The organism is Citricoccus muralis, assembly GCF_003386075.1.
Lineage (GTDB): Bacteria > Actinomycetota > Actinomycetes > Actinomycetales > Micrococcaceae > Citricoccus > Citricoccus muralis.
This window is the reverse complement of the sequence record NZ_QREH01000001.1, coordinates 1,624,372-1,643,805: the sequence shown is the minus strand read 5'-3', so window position 1 is coordinate 1,643,805 and position 19,434 is coordinate 1,624,372. Positions and strand designations below refer to the sequence as shown.

Annotated in this window: 24 protein-coding genes; 11 read left to right on the top strand and 13 right to left on the bottom strand. The window is 68.9% G+C overall.

All coding sequences use genetic code 11. The annotated features are described in order from the left end of the window. Positions 1–20 precede the first annotated feature (20 nt). From C8E99_RS07225 to C8E99_RS07210, 4 genes are all read right to left on the bottom strand, one after another. Entirely contained in the window at positions 21–656 is a 636-nt protein-coding gene (locus C8E99_RS07225) for a response regulator transcription factor (protein WP_115931716.1), read from the bottom strand. Further along, complete coding sequence (locus tag C8E99_RS07220; protein ID WP_245952154.1) at positions 653–1,834, bottom strand: sensor histidine kinase; 1,182 nt, start codon at positions 1,832–1,834, stop codon at positions 653–655. Before C8E99_RS07220 ends, C8E99_RS07225 begins: the two co-directional genes overlap by 4 nt. A gap of 88 nt (positions 1,835–1,922) precedes the next feature. Beyond that, on the bottom strand, positions 1,923–2,756 hold the full coding sequence (locus C8E99_RS07215) for an ABC transporter permease (RefSeq protein WP_245952152.1): 834 nt from the start codon (positions 2,754–2,756) through the stop codon (positions 1,923–1,925). After that, positions 2,753–3,757 (bottom strand): ABC transporter ATP-binding protein, encoded by a 1,005-nt coding sequence (locus C8E99_RS07210; protein ID WP_115931715.1) that lies wholly within the window; start codon positions 3,755–3,757, stop codon positions 2,753–2,755. The genes C8E99_RS07215 and C8E99_RS07210 overlap by 4 nt, the downstream gene beginning before the upstream one ends. A gap of 146 nt (positions 3,758–3,903) precedes the next feature. Here C8E99_RS07210 and C8E99_RS07205 point away from each other — a divergent pair, with 146 nt between their 5' ends. Both C8E99_RS07205 and C8E99_RS16195 read left to right on the top strand, forming a co-directional pair. Next, on the top strand, positions 3,904–4,434 hold the full coding sequence (locus C8E99_RS07205) for an O-acetyl-ADP-ribose deacetylase (protein WP_115931714.1): 531 nt from the start codon (positions 3,904–3,906) through the stop codon (positions 4,432–4,434). A gap of 20 nt (positions 4,435–4,454) precedes the next feature. Next, positions 4,455–6,077, top strand: a complete 1,623-nt coding sequence (locus C8E99_RS16195) for an amidase family protein (RefSeq protein ID WP_245952150.1) — start codon at positions 4,455–4,457, stop codon at positions 6,075–6,077. A 132-nt stretch (positions 6,078–6,209) separates the two neighbouring features. Here the strand turns inward: C8E99_RS16195 and C8E99_RS07190 are convergent, their stop codons facing one another. Then, on the bottom strand, positions 6,210–6,773 hold the full coding sequence (locus C8E99_RS07190) for a hypothetical protein (RefSeq protein ID WP_147301193.1): 564 nt from the start codon (positions 6,771–6,773) through the stop codon (positions 6,210–6,212). 38 nt (positions 6,774–6,811) lie between these two features. Here C8E99_RS07190 and ychF point away from each other — a divergent pair, with 38 nt between their 5' ends. The 8 genes from ychF to C8E99_RS07155 all read left to right on the top strand — a co-directional run bounded on the left by ychF (position 6,812) and on the right by C8E99_RS07155 (position 12,635). Next, positions 6,812–7,897, top strand: a complete 1,086-nt coding sequence (gene ychF / locus C8E99_RS07185) for a redox-regulated ATPase YchF (RefSeq protein WP_115931712.1) — start codon at positions 6,812–6,814, stop codon at positions 7,895–7,897. 33 nt (positions 7,898–7,930) lie between these two features. Further along, entirely contained in the window at positions 7,931–8,212 is a 282-nt protein-coding gene (locus tag C8E99_RS07180) for a type II toxin-antitoxin system RelE/ParE family toxin (protein ID WP_115931711.1), read from the top strand. Then, positions 8,187–8,507: a HigA family addiction module antitoxin gene (locus C8E99_RS07175; RefSeq protein ID WP_115931710.1), complete on the top strand. Its 321-nt coding sequence runs from the start codon at positions 8,187–8,189 to the stop codon at positions 8,505–8,507. Before C8E99_RS07180 ends, C8E99_RS07175 begins: the two co-directional genes overlap by 26 nt. Beyond that, a complete protein-coding gene (locus C8E99_RS15755) occupies positions 8,504–8,671 on the top strand; it encodes an AAA family ATPase (RefSeq protein ID WP_147301192.1) in 168 nt (55 codons plus the stop codon). The genes C8E99_RS07175 and C8E99_RS15755 overlap by 4 nt, the downstream gene beginning before the upstream one ends. Before the next feature lie 92 nt (positions 8,672–8,763). Beyond that, a complete protein-coding gene (locus tag C8E99_RS07170) occupies positions 8,764–9,402 on the top strand; it encodes a TetR/AcrR family transcriptional regulator (RefSeq protein WP_245952148.1) in 639 nt (212 codons plus the stop codon). A 175-nt stretch (positions 9,403–9,577) separates the two neighbouring features. Continuing rightward, positions 9,578–9,883 carry a DUF6966 domain-containing protein gene (locus C8E99_RS07165; protein ID WP_115931708.1) on the top strand — a complete coding sequence of 102 codons (306 nt, stop codon included), beginning with the start codon at positions 9,578–9,580 and terminating at the stop codon, positions 9,881–9,883. Between the two features lie 90 nt (positions 9,884–9,973). Then, positions 9,974–10,897: an NADP-dependent oxidoreductase gene (locus C8E99_RS07160; RefSeq protein ID WP_211308996.1), complete on the top strand. Its 924-nt coding sequence runs from the start codon at positions 9,974–9,976 to the stop codon at positions 10,895–10,897. Between the two features lie 85 nt (positions 10,898–10,982). Continuing rightward, complete coding sequence (locus tag C8E99_RS07155) at positions 10,983–12,635, top strand: ABC-F family ATP-binding cassette domain-containing protein (protein WP_115931706.1); 1,653 nt, start codon at positions 10,983–10,985, stop codon at positions 12,633–12,635. A gap of 28 nt (positions 12,636–12,663) precedes the next feature. Here C8E99_RS07155 and C8E99_RS07150 read toward each other — a convergent pair whose 3' ends face one another. The 3 genes from C8E99_RS07150 to C8E99_RS07140 all read right to left on the bottom strand — a co-directional run bounded on the left by C8E99_RS07150 (position 12,664) and on the right by C8E99_RS07140 (position 14,456). Further along, positions 12,664–13,296, bottom strand: a complete 633-nt coding sequence (locus C8E99_RS07150; RefSeq protein ID WP_115931705.1) for a M23 family metallopeptidase — start codon at positions 13,294–13,296, stop codon at positions 12,664–12,666. Positions 13,297–13,340: 44 nt separating this feature from the next. After that, positions 13,341–13,781, bottom strand: coding sequence for an alternative ribosome rescue aminoacyl-tRNA hydrolase ArfB (arfB, locus tag C8E99_RS07145; protein ID WP_115931704.1), 441 nt, complete (start codon positions 13,779–13,781; stop codon positions 13,341–13,343). 99 nt (positions 13,782–13,880) lie between these two features. Further along, a complete protein-coding gene (locus C8E99_RS07140) occupies positions 13,881–14,456 on the bottom strand; it encodes a 1-acyl-sn-glycerol-3-phosphate acyltransferase (protein ID WP_115931703.1) in 576 nt (191 codons plus the stop codon). Positions 14,457–14,596: 140 nt separating this feature from the next. On the opposite strand from C8E99_RS07140, the gene C8E99_RS07135 reads away from it, so the two are divergent. Further along, the gene (locus C8E99_RS07135; protein ID WP_115931702.1) at positions 14,597–14,920 is read left to right on the top strand and encodes a 4a-hydroxytetrahydrobiopterin dehydratase; all 324 of its coding nucleotides are present in this window, start codon (positions 14,597–14,599) and stop codon (positions 14,918–14,920) included. Here C8E99_RS07135 and C8E99_RS07130 read toward each other — a convergent pair. The 5 genes from C8E99_RS07130 to C8E99_RS07110 form a co-directional block, all read right to left on the bottom strand. Beyond that, positions 14,892–15,101: a dodecin gene (locus tag C8E99_RS07130; protein ID WP_115931701.1), complete on the bottom strand. Its 210-nt coding sequence runs from the start codon at positions 15,099–15,101 to the stop codon at positions 14,892–14,894. The genes C8E99_RS07135 and C8E99_RS07130 overlap by 29 nt on opposite strands. A gap of 155 nt (positions 15,102–15,256) precedes the next feature. Next, complete coding sequence (locus C8E99_RS07125) at positions 15,257–16,411, bottom strand: cysteine desulfurase family protein (protein ID WP_115931700.1); 1,155 nt, start codon at positions 16,409–16,411, stop codon at positions 15,257–15,259. Then, positions 16,408–17,289: a carboxylating nicotinate-nucleotide diphosphorylase gene (gene nadC, locus C8E99_RS07120; RefSeq protein WP_115931699.1), complete on the bottom strand. Its 882-nt coding sequence runs from the start codon at positions 17,287–17,289 to the stop codon at positions 16,408–16,410. The genes C8E99_RS07125 and nadC overlap by 4 nt, the downstream gene beginning before the upstream one ends. Beyond that, positions 17,286–18,662: a quinolinate synthase NadA gene (gene nadA / locus C8E99_RS07115; RefSeq protein WP_170144548.1), complete on the bottom strand. Its 1,377-nt coding sequence runs from the start codon at positions 18,660–18,662 to the stop codon at positions 17,286–17,288. The genes nadC and nadA overlap by 4 nt, the downstream gene beginning before the upstream one ends. Further along, positions 18,659–19,420 (bottom strand): NUDIX hydrolase, encoded by a 762-nt coding sequence (locus C8E99_RS07110; RefSeq protein ID WP_115931698.1) that lies wholly within the window; start codon positions 19,418–19,420, stop codon positions 18,659–18,661. Before C8E99_RS07110 ends, nadA begins: the two co-directional genes overlap by 4 nt. Positions 19,421–19,434: the final 14 nt, after the last annotated feature.

Below are 19,434 nucleotides of genomic sequence, written 5' to 3'. Positions count from 1 at the left end.
GTTCTGACTCCTCTATAGCTCTACAGCCAGCCGTTGTCCCGTGCCGCGAGGCCGGCCTCGGTCCGGTTGGTGGTGTGGGTCTTGCCGATGGCCGAGGACAGGTGGTTGCGCACGGTGCCGGGGGAGAGGAACAGGGCGGCGGCGATCTGCCGCACGCTGGAACCGTTCAGCGCGGCGCGCAGCACGTCCCGCTCACGTTCGGTCAGTGGATTCGACCCGGACACGAGGGTCTCCTCCGCCAGGGACGGATCCACGACCCGCCGTCCCGCGTGCACGGAGCGCACCGCCTGGGCCAGCTGCTCAGCCGGGGTGTCCTTCACCACGAAGCCGCTCGCCCCGGCCTCCAGGGCGCGCCGCAGGTAACCGGGCCGGCCGAACGTGGTGACGATCAGCGAGCGGCATCCCGTCCCGCCGGCCGCGATGGCCCGGGCGGCCTCGATCCCGTCCAGTCCCGGCATGTCGATGTCCAGCAGGGCCACGTCCACGCGCAGCTCGGCCACGGTGGCCGCCACGGTGGTCCCGTCGCCCACCTGCGCCACCACCTCGAGGTCGGACTCCATCGCCAGCAGTGCGGCCAGGGCCCCGCGGACCAGGGCCTGGTCATCGGCCAGCAACAGCCGGATGGGCCCGACGCCGGCCGCGTTCGGATGCGTCACAGGTGCACCTCCAGTGTCGTGCCCGGTCGGTCCGACCCCGGATGGACCTGACTCAGTGAGAGGCTACCGCCGACGTCCGTGACCCGATGGCGCATGCCGCTGAGCCCGTTGCCGGGCGACGCAGGCTCGCTGAGGCCCGCGCCGTCGTCGGCCACGGTGAGCCGGTCCGCGGTGATGGTGACGGTGCAGTGCGAAGCACCAGAGTGGCGGATGACGTTGGTGATGGCCTCCCGGAGGCACCACGCGAAGAGTTCGCGGCGTTCGGGACGGAATCTGGCGACGGAGGAGGCTTCAGGCAGGTCGAACGCGATGCCGGCGGCCTGGAGGGCGGTGCGGGCGGAGGCGAGCTGGGCGCCCAGGTCGGGGACGTGCAGTCCACCGACGGTGGTGCGGACCTCGGCCAGGGACTGCCGGGACAGCTCGAGGACCTCGTCGAGCTCGACCTTGGCCTGCTCCGGGTCGGAGTCCACCAGCCGGCGGGCCAGTTCCGTCTTCAGGGTGATGACGGTGAGGGAGTGGCCCAGGACATCGTGCACGTCCCGGCCGAACCGTTCGCGCTGGCGGGAGAGGGCCAGTTCCTCACCGAGGATGCGGGAGCGCTCCTCGCGTTCCATGGCCAGGCGCAGCGCGAGCATGATCACCAGGGCCATGACGGTGGGGACGACCAGCCAGAAGCGGCTGCCGCCGGAGTCCACGCTCAGGGCCACCACGACCCAGGCCGTTGAGAGAGCCACGGAGACCGGGAGGCCGACCCTGAGCCGGTGCGGAAAGATCCAGATGGCCAGCGTGAACGGCAGGAAATTGAAGGAGTTGAGTCCACCCGCCGGGATGGTGGCGAGGACGCAGAGGAGCAGGACGGCGGTGGCCGCAGCGGTGTTCACCCAATGCGGCAGAGTGCGCCATGGCCAGGGCCAGATGAAATGCCCCATGTAGACCACGACGAAGGCCGCCAGACCGGCGCAGCCGAGCACCTTCGTCCCGAGCGGAGCATCCCCGGTGACCATGGCCACCAGCGGCACCACCAGGAAGACCAGCCAGACTCCGGCCGTGATGAGGACGGGGGCCCGTTCGTTGGCCTTCAGGGGGACCTCGGGCCATTCGCCGGCCCCGAAGGCGCCCGCCGGCTGGACAGCGATCCCGTCGGCGGACCCCTCGGACCCCTCGCACCTCTCTGGCACGTCCGGCCCCTCGGACCCCTCGCACCTCTCTGGCACGTCCGGCCCCTCGGACCCCTCTGGTCTGGTCCTGGCCCCGCGGGGCATCAGCTCAGCCCCGCCGGGTGGAACGGCGGGAGGCGACCAGGCAGATCGCGGCGAAGAGGATGGTCCATGCCACTACGTTTAGCACGATCGCCCACAACGGGTCGCTGATCGGGGCGCCGCCGTCTTCCATGCTCACGACCGTGCCCTCCAGCTGTGGCCACCGCGCCAGCGCGGCGATGCCGTAGACGGGCGTGAATCGGGCGATCTCCAGCAGGGTGCCGGACAGCGGCATGAACAGGTTGCCGAAGAACGCGAGGACCACGAGGATGCCGGACGCCGCCGAGACGGCCGCCTCCGAGCGGAACAATAGGGCCGCCGCGAGCCCGTAGAGCGCGAACGGGATGGCCCCGAGCAGCGCCAGGGCGCCGGACGCGGGCCACATCCACGCCTCATCGAAGGCCGCACCCGTCAGGGAGCCGACGGTGAAGACCACCACGATGGGCATCAGGGCGATGCCCAAGGCCACCAGCACCTTGCCGAGCATGTAGCCCGTGCTGGTCAGCCCGGTCAGTCCCAGCTGGCGGCCCCATCCCTGCTGGCGTTCCAGGGCGGCTGATCCGGCGATCACACTCGTCGCCATCGTGGCGCCGTAGACCGTCATGGCCGTCATGTTGTAGGAGGCGATGTTGCCGTTGCCGACCGGGCTCTCTCCGTAGGCCGACAGGGCGCCGAACATCAGGTATAGCACGGTGGGCAGGACCACGATGAAGAAGGTGGACTCCACCATCCGGGCGTTGCGGAGGAACTCCCAGCCGGCGAATGCGGTGATGATCCGTAGCCGGGACCTCCTCCGGCCATGCGGGCTCTGCTGAATCTGGGCGGAAACGGTGGTGCTCATGTCAGGGTTCCTTCCGTGGCATCGTCGGACGTGAGATCGAGGAAGACCTCGTCCAGTGAGGCCGCTGCAATGGTGAGGTCGTGCGCCAGTCCCGCGGAGAGCAGGAAGCCGGCGAGCCGGTCCGTGTCCTGTGCGGTGAACCGCACCCGCCCGTTCTGGCGCGCGACGGCGTCGGGAAGTCCCAGCTTGACCGCGACCTCCTCGGGGGTCCCGGGGCCGTCCCACACACACGAGACCGTGCGGTGACCGGTATCGAGGACCTCATCCACGGGGCCGTCCACCACCTTGCGGCCGGCGCGCATCAACACGATCCGGTCGGCGAAGTCCGAGGCCTCCTGGAGGAAGTGGGTGGCGAAGACGACCGTCCGGCCGCGTTCAGCCTCGGCCTGCATGGTCTCCCAGAACTCCTTGCGGGCCCGCACGTCCATGCCGGCGGTGGGCTCGTCCAGGAGTAGCAGGTCAGGTTCGGTCAGCAGGGCGAGGGCGAAGCGCAGCCGCTGCTGCTCGCCGCCGGAGCACTTGCGGACCTTGCGACCGGCGATCTGTGCCGCGCCAGCCCGCTCGAGGGCGGCCTCGACCGGGATGTGGCGGGGCTGGCAGGCGGCGACCATGGACATGGTCTCCTTGACTGTCAGGTCGCTCAATAGGCCGCCGGTCTGGAGCACGGCGCCGACCCGGCCCTCGAGCACTGCCTGCTTCGGAGGCATTCCGAGGACCGTGAGGGAGCCGGAGGTCGGGGCGGTGAAGCCGAGGACCAGGTCGAGGAACGTGGTCTTGCCGGCGCCATTGGGACCGAGCAGGGCCACGATCTCGCCACGCTGGATCTGCAGGTCGACGCCGTTGACGGCCCGGACGGCGCCGAGCCCGCTGCCGAATTGACGGTGGACGCCGGTGGCGTGAAGGGCGGTGCCGGTGCCGGCAGAATCGGCACCGGCAGCGGGGGTTCGCTGACCGGATGGGGGGACGGTGCCCGGGACGGTGCTGGGGGCTGTGGTGTTCATGCCTCCAGTCTGTGGAACCGGGCCCCGCAGCGGATCTGCCGGGCGTCATCGATGCTCCATGACATCCGTCATGGGTGAGGGCCGGGTTGAGTGGCAGGACCCGGGACCTCTCGCGGCGCACGGAGGGGACATGTCACCATCGGGGCATGGAACTGCGCATCGAACCCGGGGACATCACGGAACAGTCCGTGGACGCGATCGTCAATGCCGCCAACTCCACCCTGCTCGGCGGCGGGGGCGTGGACGGGGCCATCCACCGCCGCGGCGGCCCGGAGATCCTCGCCGAGTGCCGGCACTTACGCGAAACCGAGCTGCCGGACGGCTTGCCGGCGGGCCGGGCCGTCGCAACCACGGCGGGGCGGCTGCCGGCCCGCTGGGTCATCCACACGGTGGGACCGGTGTATGCGAAGACGATCGACAAGTCCGAGACACTGGCCTCCTGCTACCGGGAATCCCTGCGCGTGGCCGCCCGGATCGGGGCCCGCAGCGTGGCCTTCCCCGCGATCTCCGCCGGCGTCTACGGCTGGCCGATGGGCGATGCCGCCCGCATCGCCGTGCAGACCTGCCGCGCGATGGACGCGGAGGTCGGTCCCGACGCCGGCCCGGTCACCTCGGTCGTCTTCGTTCCGTTCTCGGACGCGGCCGAGCGAGCCTTCATCGAGGCCTTGGACGGATAGAGACGGCCTAGGATTCCGGCATGGACCCGTTGAGCCTGTCTGCCCGTGATCTGTCCGCCGCCCTGCGTCATCGCCAGGTCTCCGCCCGGGAGGTGCTTCAGGCCCACTTCGACCGGATCGACGAGGTCAATCCGAGCGTCAACGCTGTGGTGACCCAGGTCCGTGAACGTGCCTTCGATCAGGCGCTCGCGGCCGACGACCACGCTGCGGCCACGGCCCCGGAGGACCTGCCGGCGCTGCACGGGATCCCGATGACGCACAAGGACACCCATGCCACCGCGGGTATCCGCACGACCTCCGGCTCTCCGATCTTCGCCGACCTGGTGCCCCGGGAGAGCGACCTGGTGGTCGAGCGGTTCCAGCGCGCCGGCGTGATCTCCACCGGCAAGAACAACGTCCCGGAGTTCGCCGCCGGGTCCCACACCTACAACACGGTGTTCGGGACCACGCTCAATCCCTACGATCCGAGTCGCAGCGCCGGCGGTTCCTCGGGTGGGGCCGCTGTCACCCTGGCCACGCGCATCCAGCCCCTGGCCGATGGCTCGGACATGGGCGGTTCCCTGCGAAATCCGGCCGCCTTCAACAACGTCGTCGGCTTCCGAGCCTCGCATGGGGTGGTGCCCAACGCCCCCGCGCGGGATCCTCGCGCCTGGCTCGGTCAGAAGGGTGCCATGGCACGCTCGGTGGAGGACGTCATCCTGGCACTGTCCGTCCTCGCCGGCCCGGATGCCCGGGTCCCGGTGCATTGCCCGACGCCGGCCGGAGACTTCGCCGAACTCCTCGCCGAATCCGTGGGTCAGGTCGGAGCAGGTCGAGGCGGAACTGGCCGGGGCGGAATGGATCGGGACAGAACAGACCGGTACGGGAACGTGCGGACGGGAGGCGACCGCTCGCGGCGTGCGGCCACCCCGGACCGTCCGCTGGCCGGGGTCCGGGTGGCGGTGACCACCGACTTCGGGCTGGACGTGCCCGTGGAAGGCGAGGTGGCCGGCGTCGTGCGGGAAGAGGCGGAAGTGCTGGCCGATCTCGGCGCGATAGTGGAGGAGGCGTGCCCGAGGCTGCGTGAGGCGGACCTGGTCTTCGACGCCACTCGGGCCTTCGACATGGCGCTCGCCCTGCGGGACGTGGTGGCTGGATTCCCCGGTCAGGTCAAGGAGGAGGTCACCTGGAACGTTGAGCGCGGGCTGGCGCTGACCGCGGCGGACCTGATGGATGTGGCCATCGCGCGGGGCCGGCTGGACCGTGAGATCGCACGCTTCTTCGGAGCCGCCGGAATCACCGGAACCGCCAGAAACGCTGTCGGTGGTGCCGGACGGGACGGTGCGGCCGGGTCCACCGGCGCCGGTGCGTTCGACGTGCTCCTGGCGCCCACGGCGCAACTGGTCCCGTTCCCGGCCGAGTGGGCCTGGCCGCGAGAGGTGGCCGGGATGGCGATGGGGTCCTACGTCGACTGGATGCGCTCGGCGACCCTGATCTCGGCGACCGGATGCCCGGCCATATCGGTTCCCGGCGGATTCACCGCGGCGGGGTTGCCGGTGGGCCTGCAGCTGGTGGGTGCGCCCGGCCGTGACGTGGACCTGCTGCGCGTGGCCCGGGCCTACGACGAGGCCACGCGATACGCAGACCGGGCCCCGGCGATCTGAGGATCTGAGGGTCCTCAGTCACCGGGGCCGGGCCGTGAGTCGTCAGATCATGTGCCGATGGGGCGTCTATTCGGCACGCTAACTGACGACTCAAGCCCTGACTACTCACGCCCTGACGACGATCAGGAGGGATCAGGCGCGCAGGATGTTCTCTCCATTGGAGAACAGCTGCGGGGCGCCGACGGCCTCGGCCCCACCGGTGGCATCGGCGGGGGAGTACAGCTGGATGACGGTGGCCGAGACGGCCTCGGCGTTGTCGAAGGCCTCGAGCACGAAGGCGTCGTGCGGCTGGCCCTCGACCTCGAGGCGGGCGTCGAACACGGAGACGGCCATCTCCGGGCGGGGCTCCAGTTGGGCGACCTGCGCCCGCATCTGGTCCTCGTCGGCACCGGGCAGCTTCCACATGCCCTTCTGCTCCTCATCGATGTAGCCCAGCAGGAACGGCGCCACGGCGTCGGATCCCTCGGAGGCGAACTCGAGCGCCTGCTCGATGGCCAGGAAGACGAGGGGGGAGATGCGCTCAGAAGGCGGCTGGGGCTGCCCCTCGGGCAGCGGGGTTCCGGCGGCGACCAGGTTCGGGTCCGTCGTCGAGTCGGCGGTGTTTCCGCCTTCCCCATTTTCTCCATTCACCACGGGGCCGGGGACGCCCGCGGGGTCGGTGGTTGGGTTGGTGGTCTGTTCTGGTTGGTCAGTCACGCGCTCGACGCTATCGGTCACCGGTACCATGGACAACCGTGGCTCTCTCTATCGGAATCGTCGGCCTGCCCAACGTTGGCAAGTCCACCCTCTTCAATGCACTCACCCGCCAGACCGTTCTCGCGGCGAACTACCCGTTCGCCACGATTGAACCCAACGTCGGGGTGGTGAATCTCCCGGACGAACGGCTGGACACCCTCGCGGGGATCTTCGGCTCGCAGAAGATCCTGCCGGCCACCGTCTCCTTCGTGGACATCGCCGGCATCGTCAAGGGCGCCTCCGAGGGGGAGGGACTGGGCAACCAGTTCCTGGCCAACATCCGGGAGTCGGACGCGATCGCCCAGGTGGTCCGCGCCTTCGACGATCCGGATGTCATCCACGTGGACGGGAAGATCAACCCCGCCTCGGATATGGAGACCATCAACACCGAGCTGATCCTCGCGGACCTGCAGACCCTCGAGAAGGCGATCCCGCGCGTCGAGAAGGAAGTCAAGGGCAAGAAGCGCGAGGCCGCCGAACTCGAGGCCCTGCAGGCCGCCCAGACCGTGCTCGAACGCGGGGACACCATCTACTCGGCGATCGACTCCGAGAAGCTGGACATGGATCGCCTCCGGGAGGTCAGTCTGCTGACCGCGAAGCCGTTCATCTACGTCTTCAATGCCGACGACGGCGTGCTGGGTGACGAGGCCAAGAAGCAGGAGCTGCGCGACCTGGTGGCGCCTGCCGATGCCGTGTTCCTCGATGCCAAGCTGGAGTCCGACCTCGTGGAGCTGGACGAGGAGGAGGCCCGCGAGATGCTGGAGATGAACGGTCAGGATGAGTCCGGCCTGGACCAGCTCGCCCGCACCGGTTTCCACACCCTCGGCCTGCAGACCTATCTCACCGCCGGACCCAAAGAGGCCCGCGCCTGGACCATCCGGAAGGGCGACACCGCCCCGAAGGCCGCTGGCGTCATCCACACCGACTTCGAGCGCGGGTTCATCAAGGCCGAGATCGTCTCCTTTGGCGACCTGGTGGCCACCGGGTCCATGTCCGACGCCAAGGCCGCCGGCAAGGTGCGCATGGAGGGCAAGGAGTACGTCATGCAGGACGGCGACGTGGTGGAGTTCCGGTTTAACGTCTAGCGTTAATGACGGTGTCCGTTATAAACTGGTGTCGTGATCAGATCGTTCGGCAGCAAGGACACCGAGCGCGTCTGGCATGAGCAGTACGTCAAGCGCGTTGACCGGACGGTGCAGCGGGCGACCTTGCGGAAGCTCGAGTTGATCCATGCGGCGAAGGATGTCGAGGACCTCCGGGTCCCGCCTGGCAACCGCCTGGAGCTGCTGGTCGGCGACCGACGCGGGCAGTACAGCATCCGCGTCAACGCGCAATGGCGTCTCTGCTTCGTCTGGAGAGAGGGAGGTGCGGACAATGTCGAACTCGTCGACTACCACTGAGCGCGACCTGATCGAGCCGATCCACCCGGGAGAGATCCTGATGGAGGATTTCATCGAGGGCTTCGGGATCACGCAGAACAAGCTTGCCGTGTCCATCGGGGTGCCGCCGCGCCGGATCAACGAGATCGTGCACGGCAAGCGGGGAATCACCGCTGACACGGCGATCCGTCTGGCGCGATACTTCGGGACGTCCGAGGAGCTCTGGATGAATCTGCAGTCGAACTACGAGCTGCGCCTGGAGCGCCGGGCGCTGCGCGACAAGGTCGCTGCGATCACGCCGCTGGCAGTCGCGTGACCGGACGCCTCGTCGTGGTCTCCGGTCTGCCCGGGGTCGGCAAGACGAGCGTCGCCGTGATCGTCGCTGCGAACACGGGAGCGGTCCACCTTTCCATCGACGCAGTCGAGGAGTCGATTCTCGCCTGCGGATTGCCGACAGGGCGGCAAGTCGGCGTGCGGTGATCTGGCGTGCTGCTTTGCCCGAGCGCCAGGTGAGCGGTCACCTTGAAGTTGACTCTCGTGGTCAACTTTCTGGTGATCCATCCTGCACTAACTTGACTGATAAGATCAAGTTAGTCGTCGATCCGGAAGGAGCCAGCGTCGTGTCCGATTCCCTAGGTGGGCCAGCTCTCCGTGCGGATGCTCGCCGAAACGTCGATCGGATCCTGCATGCGGCGGTTCAGGTGTTCCGGGAGCGGGGGTTCTCCGCGCCGCTCGAGGAGATCGCCGCGGCAGCCAACGTGAGCAAGGCGACCATCTTCAACCGTCTCGGCGGGAGAGTCGGGCTGATCGATGCCGTCATCGACGACGTCGTCGCGGCGGAGCTGCGGGCTGTCATCGATGATGCGCAATCCGTCGTCGAGGTCCGAGAGCGGATCCGCATCTACATCGGCGCGCTCCGGGATCTGCAGTATCGACTTCCAGCAGTCAATGATGTTCTGCTGCGGGAGTACCGCGATTCCGAGCCTTTACTCGCCCTGTGTGATGCCGGGACGACTTTCCATGACGACCTTGTCGCGCAAGGGCATTCCGCAGGCGTCCTGGTTCACGACTTCACGTCCGCAGACTTCCAGGCGCTCGCCCGGGATAATGCCCTGGCGCTCAAGTACGGTGGCCGTCCGCCTCGCGCTGACTACGATCGCAGAACCGCGTTCGTCCTCGGCGGGATCTGCTCATCGAGATGGCTGATGTGATCGCGTCGTGGCAGGAGGTTGCCGCGTCCGGCGATGTGGTGGAGTTCCGGTTCCATGCGTGAATCAGGTGACCGTGCGGATGCCAGAATGATTCCGTGATCAGTACCGAGACACAGCCGAGGACGTCGTGATTCTCACATGACAAAAGAGGTCAACCATCGAGAGTTCTGACGAAATGGACGTGGCTCGCTGGCAGTCGCGACTCGATGACGTGCGTCGCGCCGTCGAGCAGTTGCGTGACGCGTGCGCGACGGACGGAGATGCGCGGCGCGCTTCCACCGCGGCATGGCTCGAGGGGCTATTCGCAGAAGTCACGAGTGCCAATGAGCTCCGGCAGAGTGCCCAGCAGGCGTTGGCGCTCTACGCCGGCGGCATGGGCTCCTTCCAGGACGTCGGGTCCGCGACGATGGCCGCGGCGGTGGACACGTTGCGCTCAACGCTGCGCGTCGCCTTGAGCGCACATCCGTGGGATGCATCGTGATCGGGCGGTAACGGTGGCGAGTGGAGAACAGAGCGGTGACTCGTGGCACGTCCCGGAATACATCCGCGGCTCCGGGCTGTTGCACCGGGCATGAAAGCAATGTCCTATGCGAAGTACGGCGACGAGAACGTCCTCGAACTGACCGAGCGCCCCAAGCCCACAGTCGGCCCGAGTCAGCTCATGGTGCGTGTGACGCGCTCCTCGGTGAACCCAGTGGACTGGAAGGTCGTGTCCGGTGGTCTGGACGCGATGCTGGAGACGAAGTTCCCCGCCATTCCCGGGTGGGACGTGGCAGGGACCGTGGAGCAGGTCGGTCCGGACACCCCGGAGTTTGCCGTCGGGGACCGCGTGGCCGCGTATGCCCGCAAGATGGTCAACGAGGGCGGGACCAGTGCGGAGTACGTGACAATCCCGGTGGAGTTCGCGGCCCGGATCCCGGAGGGTGTCTCGGACGACGTGGCCGCCGCGCTGCCCCTCACCGGCCTGACGGCCCGGCGTACCGTCAACGCCCTGGATCTCACGGACCAGGACATCGTCCTGCTGCACGCGGCATCCGGTGGCGTCGGCTACCTCGCCTCCCAGCTGGCCGTCCGCACCGGCGCGACGGTGCTGGGCACCTGCTCACCCGAGAACTTCGAGAAGCTGCGCCGCATCGGGGTCATCCCGCTGGAATACGGTGATGGGCTGGTCGATCGCGTGCGGGACGCCGCGCCGAAGGGCGTGGACGCCGTGGCTGACTTCGTCGGTGGAGTGCTGGAGAGCACCCTGTCGGTCTTGAACGACGGCGGCCGGCACGTCTCGATCGCCGATCCGGCCGTCCTGGAGCACGGCGGGCGGTGGCTGTGGGTCCGGCCCGACGGGGCCGGACTGGCCGAGCTGTTGAGCCTGGTGCAGTCCGGGGATCTCACGGTGGACATCGACCGGACCCTGCCCCTGGAGCAGCTGCCCGAGGCCTACCGCCTCAGCCGCGCGGGTGAGAGTCAGGGCAAGATCGTCATTCGCGTCCAGGACTGAACTTCTTCCACCGCACGTGGTGGACACTGGAGGTGGCGTTGCCTTCCCGGGCCGCTCGGCAGCCGCCCGCACAGAGGAGTCACGAATGACCGCAACACTGGTGGCCACGGGTCTGGCCGGCGGCTATGGCCACCGCACGCTCTTCGACTCGCTGGACCTGACCGTCGCCCCCGGTGACGTGCTCGGGGTGGTGGGCGCGAACGGGGCCGGAAAGTCGACGTTGCTGAAGATGCTCTCCGGCGTCCATCAGCCGCATGCGGGCACGGTGTCACTGGCACCCACAGACGCTTTCGTTGGGTGGCTGCCCCAGGAACATGAGCGGGTGATCGGAGAGACCGTTGCCGATTACATCGCCCGCCGCACCGGTTGCGCCGAGGCGACTCGGGAGATGGACGCGGCGGCCGAGGCCCTCGCAGACCCGGCGGACGCTGAGGCGGCTGCGGACACGTACTCATCGGCGTTGGATCGCTGGCTGGCCAGCGGCGCGGCCGACCTTGATGAGCGGCTTCCCCTGGTGCTGGCGGACCTCGGACTCGACGCCGGCGATGCCACTGAGCAGGCATTGATGACTTCCTTGTCCGGAGGGCAGGCGGCCCGCGTCGGCCTGGCCGCCCTGTTGCTGTCCCGTTTCGACATCGTGCTGCTGGACGAGCCCACCAACGACCTGGATCTGGATGGACTGGAACGGCTCGAGGCCTTCGTGCGCGGTCTCCGCGGCGGCGTGGTCCTGGTCAGTCACGACCGCGAGTTCCTGGCGCGCAGCGTGACCAGGGTGCTCGAACTCGATCTGGTACAGAACTCGAATCGCGTGTACGGCGGCGGGTACGACTCCTACCTGGAGGAGCGCGCGACAATCCGCCGGCATCTGCGAGAGCAGTACGAGGAGTTCGCCGGCCAGAAGGCAGACCTCGTCGCACGGGCCAGGACCCAGCGGGAGTGGTCGAGCCAGGGCGTGCGCAATGCCATGCGGAAGGCGCCGGACAATGACAAGATCCGGCGCAAGGCCTCCACGGAGTCCAGTGAGAAGCAGGCGCAGAAGGTGCGGCAGATGGAGAGCCGGATCGCGCGGCTCGAGGAGGTCGCGGAACCGCGCAAGGAGTGGAGGCTCGAGTTCACCATCGGTGCGGCGCCCCGATCGAGCTCCGTGGTCTCGACGCTCAGTGCGGCGGTCTTCAGGCAGGGGACCTTCACGCTCGGGCCGGTCTCGCTCCAAGTGAATGCGGGGGAGCGCATCGGCATCACCGGGCCGAATGGCGCCGGGAAGTCGACGCTGTTGCGAGGACTGCTCGGCCACCAGTTACCGGAGGAAGGCTCCGCGAGCTTGGGGGCGAGTGTGCGGATCGGGGAGGTCGACCAGGCCCGGTCCCTGCTGGCGGGTCCACAGCCGCTCGCCACCACCGTCGAGGCGCTCGTCCCGGACCAGTCTGCCGCGGAGGTGCGAACGCTCCTGGCCAAGTTCGGACTGCGGGCCGAGCATGTGAACCGTCCGGTCGACGAACTCTCACCGGGGGAGCGCACGCGTGCCGGTTTGGCCCTGCTCCAGGCCCGCGGGGTCAACCTGCTGGTCCTGGACGAGCCGACGAACCATCTGGACCTGGAAGCCATCGAGCAGCTCGAACAGGCCCTCGAGTCCTACGACGGCGCGCTGCTGCTGGTCACGCACGACCGGAGGATGCTCTCCGCGGTCCGGACCGACCGACGGTGGAACGTGGACGTAGGCCGGGTCACGGAACGCTGACCGCCACGCTATAACCCCTACCTGAGGCTCACTGGCCAGCGTCCACGATCTCACCATTGCGGGGGAGGCTGCCGTGGAACGAGATCGGCACGGCCCTGGCCCGGCTGATGTCCCGCCCGTCCACGGCGTGGACATGCACGTGCGGTTCGGTGCTGTTCCCGGAGTTCCCGCACCGTCCGAGAGCCTCTCCCCGCCTGACGGACTGTCCCAGCCTGACCACAGGACTGCCCTGCTGGAGATGGCAGAGCACGACGACGGCCACCTCGCCGTCGGCTCCACGCGTCTCGATGAGCACGTGGTTGCCGCTCAACCCCAGCCACCCGGCACCCAGGCGCCTCCGCTGGGTCACGGCGTATCCGATCGACGGGAGGCCCCGGTGTGATCGGTGGTCCGGCTCGTCGCCGTGCACACCGACCACCACGCCGTCGACCGGGGCCGTCAGCGGGCGGCCGAACCCCGGGAAGATCGCGGCCGGTTCCGGCCGCAGGAACGAGGTGAGCCTGTACGGGGCTGATCGGCCGGCGTCGTCCACCGGGACGAAATCGATCGCGTGGGAGAGGCCGAACTGCGCGGTGCCGTGACTTGGCACCCGATTCGCCGGGCTGTTCTGCACCAGCCACCGGCCGGCAAAGGGATAGCCGAGATCAAGTGGCACGGACATCGGAGCTCATCTCCAGGGGCGGATTCTTGGTCGGGAGTGGATGATCAATCACGGTCGGGGCGCCTGCGGTGGCGCTTGGTCTCGGCGCGCTGGCGTTTGGCCTCGATTCGGCGCCGCTGTGAGCCTCGAGTGGGCCGGGTTGGTTTCCGTGCAATCGCCGGGACCAAGGCCTCGCGCAGCAGAGCAGCGAGGCGTTGCCGTGCTGCCGTGCGGTTGCGCCGCTGGGAACGGTGTTCCGCCGCGCTGATGGTGAGGACGGTGCCCGTGAGCTTCCCGGCGAGCCGTTCGAGCGCACGTTCGCGCTGAAGATCGCTCAGGGCCGTGGTCGTGGCGAGGTCCAGGCTGAGCTGCACGCGGGAGTCGGTGGTGTTGACCCCCTGGCCGCCGGGGCCGGACGCATGGGAGAACTGCTCGAGCAGCTCTCCCGCCGGCACGGTGAGGCAGCGGGGCGCGCCGGGGCCCGGAGGTATATGCAGATCGTCCACACCACGAGTGTGCCGGACCGGGGCCGTTGGCGCTGCAACGTAGGGGAGACGGAACCCGAACTGAGGGGAGATGGAATCCGGCGGGACGTGCCCTGGTGGTCAGGCGGTTTCGTCTTCCTCACGCAGCCGCGGTTCCACGCGCAGTGCGGGATGGAATCCGGCCTTGTCCGCGTAGAACGCGCGGATGCGGTCCATATCGGTGCCGATGTGCCCGGTCAGCTCGAAGGTCGGACCCAGGCCGGTGGTCCTCGTCGTGCGATCCACGAAGCCGAGGGTCACCGGCATTCCCGTCTCGAGGGCGATGCGATGGAAACCTGACTTCCAGTGCGCATGCGCCCCGCGGGTGCCGTCCGGAGTGACCACCAGGCCGAAGACCTCCCCGGACCGCACCCGTTCGACCACCTCGGAGACGACACGGCCGGGATCCGTACGGTCCACGGGGATGCCGCCGAGGCGGCGCATGATCGGTCCGCGCCAGCCGTGGAACAAGCTCTTCTTTCCGAGCCAGCGCACCTCGATGCCCAGTTGCCAGGTGATGGCGAGCATGAACGCGAAGTCCCAGTTGGAGGTGTGTGGCGCACCGATGAGCACGGTGGGTCGGTCCGGCGCGGGCTCGGAGACCAGCTTCCAGCGGCTGAACGTCCAGAATGCACGGGCGGTGAGGCGTTGGAGCATGCCACCACGGTAGGGCACTTTCCTGGTGCCGCGGCTCAGGAGAGGCCCGGGCTGGCGCTGGCTCTGGCTCTGGCTCCAGTGTTCCGGCCGCTGACCGGCCAGAGGTGGATCTCAGCCCGGGCCGGCGGCAGGATGGGTCCATGAGTGATCCGAAGCAGAAACTGACCCCGTCCGAGATCGCCGAGGCCGGCCTCACCGGCTGGAACCTGGTGGAGGAGACCCTGACGGCGCGGTTCGCCACCAAGAGATTCACCACCGGCCTGGAATTCGTGAACCGCATCGGTGCCTCCGCGGAAGAGGCCGACCACCATCCGGACCTGACCCTCACCTATCCCGAGGTGGCCGTGACGCTGTCCAGCCACGACGTCGGCGGCATCACCAGCCGGGACATCGATCTCGCGCGCACCATCAGCGACCATGCGGCAGGGTTAGGCGTCAGCCCTCGTGACGGAAACCGATCTTGAGGGTGACCTGCCAGTCGGCGACCTTGCCGTCCGAGAGGTGACCGCGCACCGACTGGACCTCGAACCAGTCGAGGTTCCGCAGGGTCTTGCCGGCCTCAGTGACGGCATTGGCGACAGCGGCGTCGATGCCGTCGGGGGAGGTGCCGACGAGTTCGGTCACGTTGTAGACGTTGTTGGCCATGGTGTTCTCCATTCATCGCTCCCGAGCCGGGGCGGCCCGTGGTGCGCGACACGCTACGGGAGGCTCATCCCGGCCGGAAAGGGCTGACAGATCGCTGACCGGAGGTGCTGCTGGACGCCTGCTGGAGAGTGCTGACGGAGAGTGCTGACGGAGCCTCAGCTCGTGAGCCGGTGCGAGAGTCCGCGGATGGCCGCCACGGACTCGACCACCGCGCGGGCGGCCCCCTCGGCTTCGGCCTCCGTGGTCTCGGGCCCGAAGGTGAACCGTACGGCGGTCCGGGCCAGATCGTCCGGTAATCCCAGCGCTGTCAGGACGTGGGAGGGTTCGTCCGAACCGGCCGCACAGGCCGATCCCGAGGAGCAGAGGATGCCCCGGCGTTCCAGTTCCAGCAGGACGGCTTCGCCCCCGGTCCCATCGAAGACGAAGGACGCCGACGCCGGCAGGCGCAGGTCCGCAGAGCCGGTCAGCTGGGCGCCCGGCACCTGGTCCAGCACGGTGGAGGCGAACCGGGCGCGGAGCTCGGTCAACCGTGTGGAGACCGCCTCGCGTTCGGCCTCGGCAGCGGTGAGGGCGGCGGCCAGGGCCACAGCTCCGGGCACGTTCTGGGTGCCACTGCGCCGGCCCCGTTCCTGGCCACCACCGTGCAGCACCGGCTCCAGGGGGAATCGCCCGCGGACCCAGAGCAGGCCGATGCCCTTGGGAGCGCCAAGCTTGTGCCCTGACAGGCTCAGGGCATCGACGCCGAGCGCGACCACGTTCAGGGGCAGCCACCCGGCGGCTTGGACGGCGTCGGTGTGGAAGGGCACCCCGGCGGCCCGTGTCACCTGCGCCAGGTCGGCCAGGGGCTGGATGGTGCCGATCTCGTTGTTGGCGTACTGCACGGACACCAGGGTGGTGTCGGACCGGATCAGTCCGGCCAGCTGGTCGGCGGACACGAGACCGTCCCGATTGGGCGTGAGGTACTCGACCTCGAAGCCGTGGAGGCGGGCGAGGTGGTCGGCGGAGGCCAGGACGGCCTCGTGCTCGAGCGGACTGGTGATGAGGTGACGCCCGCGGGGACGGCCGAGGGCGATCCCCTTGATGGCCAGGTTGTCCGCCTCCGTCCCGCTGCCGGTGAATACCAGATCACCGGCGCGGACCCCCAGGGCCTGGGCGATGGAGGCCCGGGCCGCCTCCAGCCCTGCAGCTGCCGCCTCACCCACCGTGTGATGGCTGGAGGGGTTGCCGAACTGCCCCGTCAGATACGGCCACATGGCCTCCAACGCCTCCCGACGCACCGGCGTGGTGGCGGCATGGTCCGCGTAGATCATGGCGCGGTGGCCGGCTCGCGCGCGGCATCGCCCGGAGCGACGTCCAGTCCCAGGTCCAGGGATCGGACCGAGTGTGTCAGTGCGCCGACGGAGATGACGTCCACCCCGGTGGCCGCGATCCCGGCCACGGAATCCAGGTCCACCCCGCCGCTGGCCTCCACGAGGGCAGCGCCACCGATCAGGGCCACACCCTGGCGCAACCCGTCGAGGGTGAAGTTGTCCAGCATCACGGTGTCCACCCCGGCCGCCAGGACGGCCGGGATCTGGTCCAGGCGATCCACCTCGACCTCCACATGGGCGGTGTGCGGAAGACGGGCACGCATCTGCACCAGCGCCTCGGTGACGGACAGCCCGGCCCCGGCTACCGCCGCCAGGTGATTGTCCTTGACCATGACCGCGTCCGAGAGCGTCGAGCGGTGGTTGCGCCCACCGCCGTCGCGCACGGCTTGACGTTCCAGCAGACGCAACCCGGGGGTGGTCTTGCGGGTGTCCACGATCCGCGCCCCGGTGCCGGCCACGGTGGCCACGAAGCGGGCGGTCTGCGTGGCGATGCCGGACATGCGCTGGACGAAATTCAGTCCGATCCGTTCTGCCCGGAGGATGCCGCGGGCCGGACCGGCGATCTCGGCCAGTACGTCGCCGGACTCGAAGCGCTCGCCGTCGGAGGCCAGCAGTTGGACGCGGATCCGCGGATCCACGAGCCGGAAGGCCGCCGCGAACACCTCGGATCCGCTGAACACCCCCGGCTCGCGGGCCACCAGCCGAGCTTCGAGCGTGGCATCCACCGGGATGAGGGCCTCGGACGTCAGGTCACCCCAGGGGGCATCCTCGTCGAGGGCTGCGGTGACGAGGGCATCGATGTGCCGGAGGTCCGTCATCGCCCCGCCCCGGCCGGAACCACGGACAGCATCCGTTCCAGGGCCAGGCGGGCCGGCTCGGCCACGTCCTCGGACACGGTGATCTGGTTGACGATCTCGCCGTCCAGGAGTGATTCCAGTGCCCAGGCCAGATAGCCGGGATGGATGCGGTACATGGTGGAGCACGGGCAGATCACCGGGTCCAGGCAGAAGATCGTGTGCTGCGGGTATTGCGCGGCGAGCCGCTGGACCAGGTTGATCTCCGTGCCGATGGCGAAGGTGGACCCGGCCGGAGCCGCCTCGATGGCTTTGACGATGAAGTCCGTGGACCCCGAGGAATCGGCGGCGTCCACCACGGGCATGGGGCATTCCGGGTGCACCATCACGTGCACGTCGGGGAAATCGGCACGGGCCTTCTCGATCTGGGCGACCGTGAAGCGCTTGTGGACCGAGCAGAAGCCGTGCCACAGCAGCACAGTGGCCTGCATCAACTCTTCCTCGGTGCTGCCGCCCAGTGGTTTGCGCGGATTCCACAGGGGCATCTGCTCCAGGGGGATGCCCATCGCCTTCGCGGTGTTGCGGCCGAGGTGCTGGTCCGGGAAGAACAACACGCGCTGGCCACGCTCGAAGGCCCACTCCAGCACCTGTGCCGCGTTCGAGGACGTGCAGACGATCCCGCCGTGACGGCCCACGAAGCCCTTGAGCGCCGCGGAGGAGTTCATGTAGGTCACCGGGATGACCGGCGCCCTGCCCGCAGCGTCCGGTGCGGTCCCGTAGATCTCCTCCAACTGCTCCCAGCAGTCCGTGACGGAATCGAGGTCGGCCATGTCCGCCATGGAACAGCCCGCGGCGAGGTTGGGCAGGATCACGGACTGTTCGGGCGTGGAGAGCAGATCGGCGGTTTCGGCCATGAAGTGCACGCCGCAGAAGACGATCGCCTCGGCCCGGGGACGGGTGCGCGCGGCCTTGGCCAACTGGAAGGAATCGCCCACGAAATCGGCATGGGCCACCACTTCATCACGCTGGTAGAAGTGGCCCAACACCACCACGCGGTCACCGAGCTCTGTCTTGGCCGAGCGGATGCGCTCGTGTAGTTCCTCCTCGGTGGCCTCCCGGTAGGAGGCCGGCAATTCGCCCTGGCGGGGTGCCGCCCCCGGCAGGGGATCGTCTTGCGAGGCCCCGGGGCCATAGCCGGGCTCGGGCAGCGAACCGGCGGGGCCGGCGTCGAGCATCCAGGGTGCGGAGTCCAAGGCGGGTGCGCAGGAAGACCCGCTGGCGGAACCGGCGGCGATGAGCTTCAGGGTCCGGTCCACGGAGGCGTCGATCGGAGGCCCGACTGAGGGGGGCGCCTCTGCGGGGGAGGGCTGGCGGACGGTGATGGAATGGGCCGTCATGGTCGGACCCTTTCTGCGGTGGGATTCTCGGGTTGGATGTCACGGTGCCGGGTGGCGTGTGTCTGGTAGCGGTAGAGCTTGGGTGGCCGGTGCGGTGTGCCGGCCATCAGCTCACCGGTGGCCACGATGTCGGTGGAGGCGGCCACCGAGCGGCGGAAGTTCGCGGCGTCGAGCTCTTGCCCGAGCACCGCCTCGTGCACGGACCGGAGCTGGGCGAGGGTGAAGGTCTCGCCGAGGAAGGAGTGGGCGATGTGCGCATACTCGACCTTGGTGCGCAGGCGCTCCAGGGCGTAGTCGACGATCGTGTTGTGGTCGAAGGCGAGCCGGGGCAGCCGGTCGGCGCGGAACCACCGGACATTCTCCCCGGGGGCGGCCTGTTCCACCTCGTCCGTGCGGACCAGCGCGGAGTAGACCACGGACACCACGCGGCCGGTGGGGGAGCGGTCCACCCCACCGAAGGTGTAGAGCTGCTCGAGATAGCTGGGATGCAGCCCGGTCGTCTCGCCCAGGGTGCGGGCGGCGGCCGACTCCAGTTCCTCGCCTGCCGGAAGCCATCCCCCGGGCAGGGCCCAGCGGTCCAGATGCGGTTCACGCGTGCGCAGCACGAACGGAGTCCACAGTGACGGCCTGGAACCAGCGGCATCACCTTCCGGCCGCAGCGCGAAGATGACGGTGGACACGGCGATCGCCGGGGCTGCGCCCTGCGGCCCCGCTCCATGGGACGCCAGCGATCTCGACGGCTCCGGCTCCTGGCCCATCGCGACACCCCTTG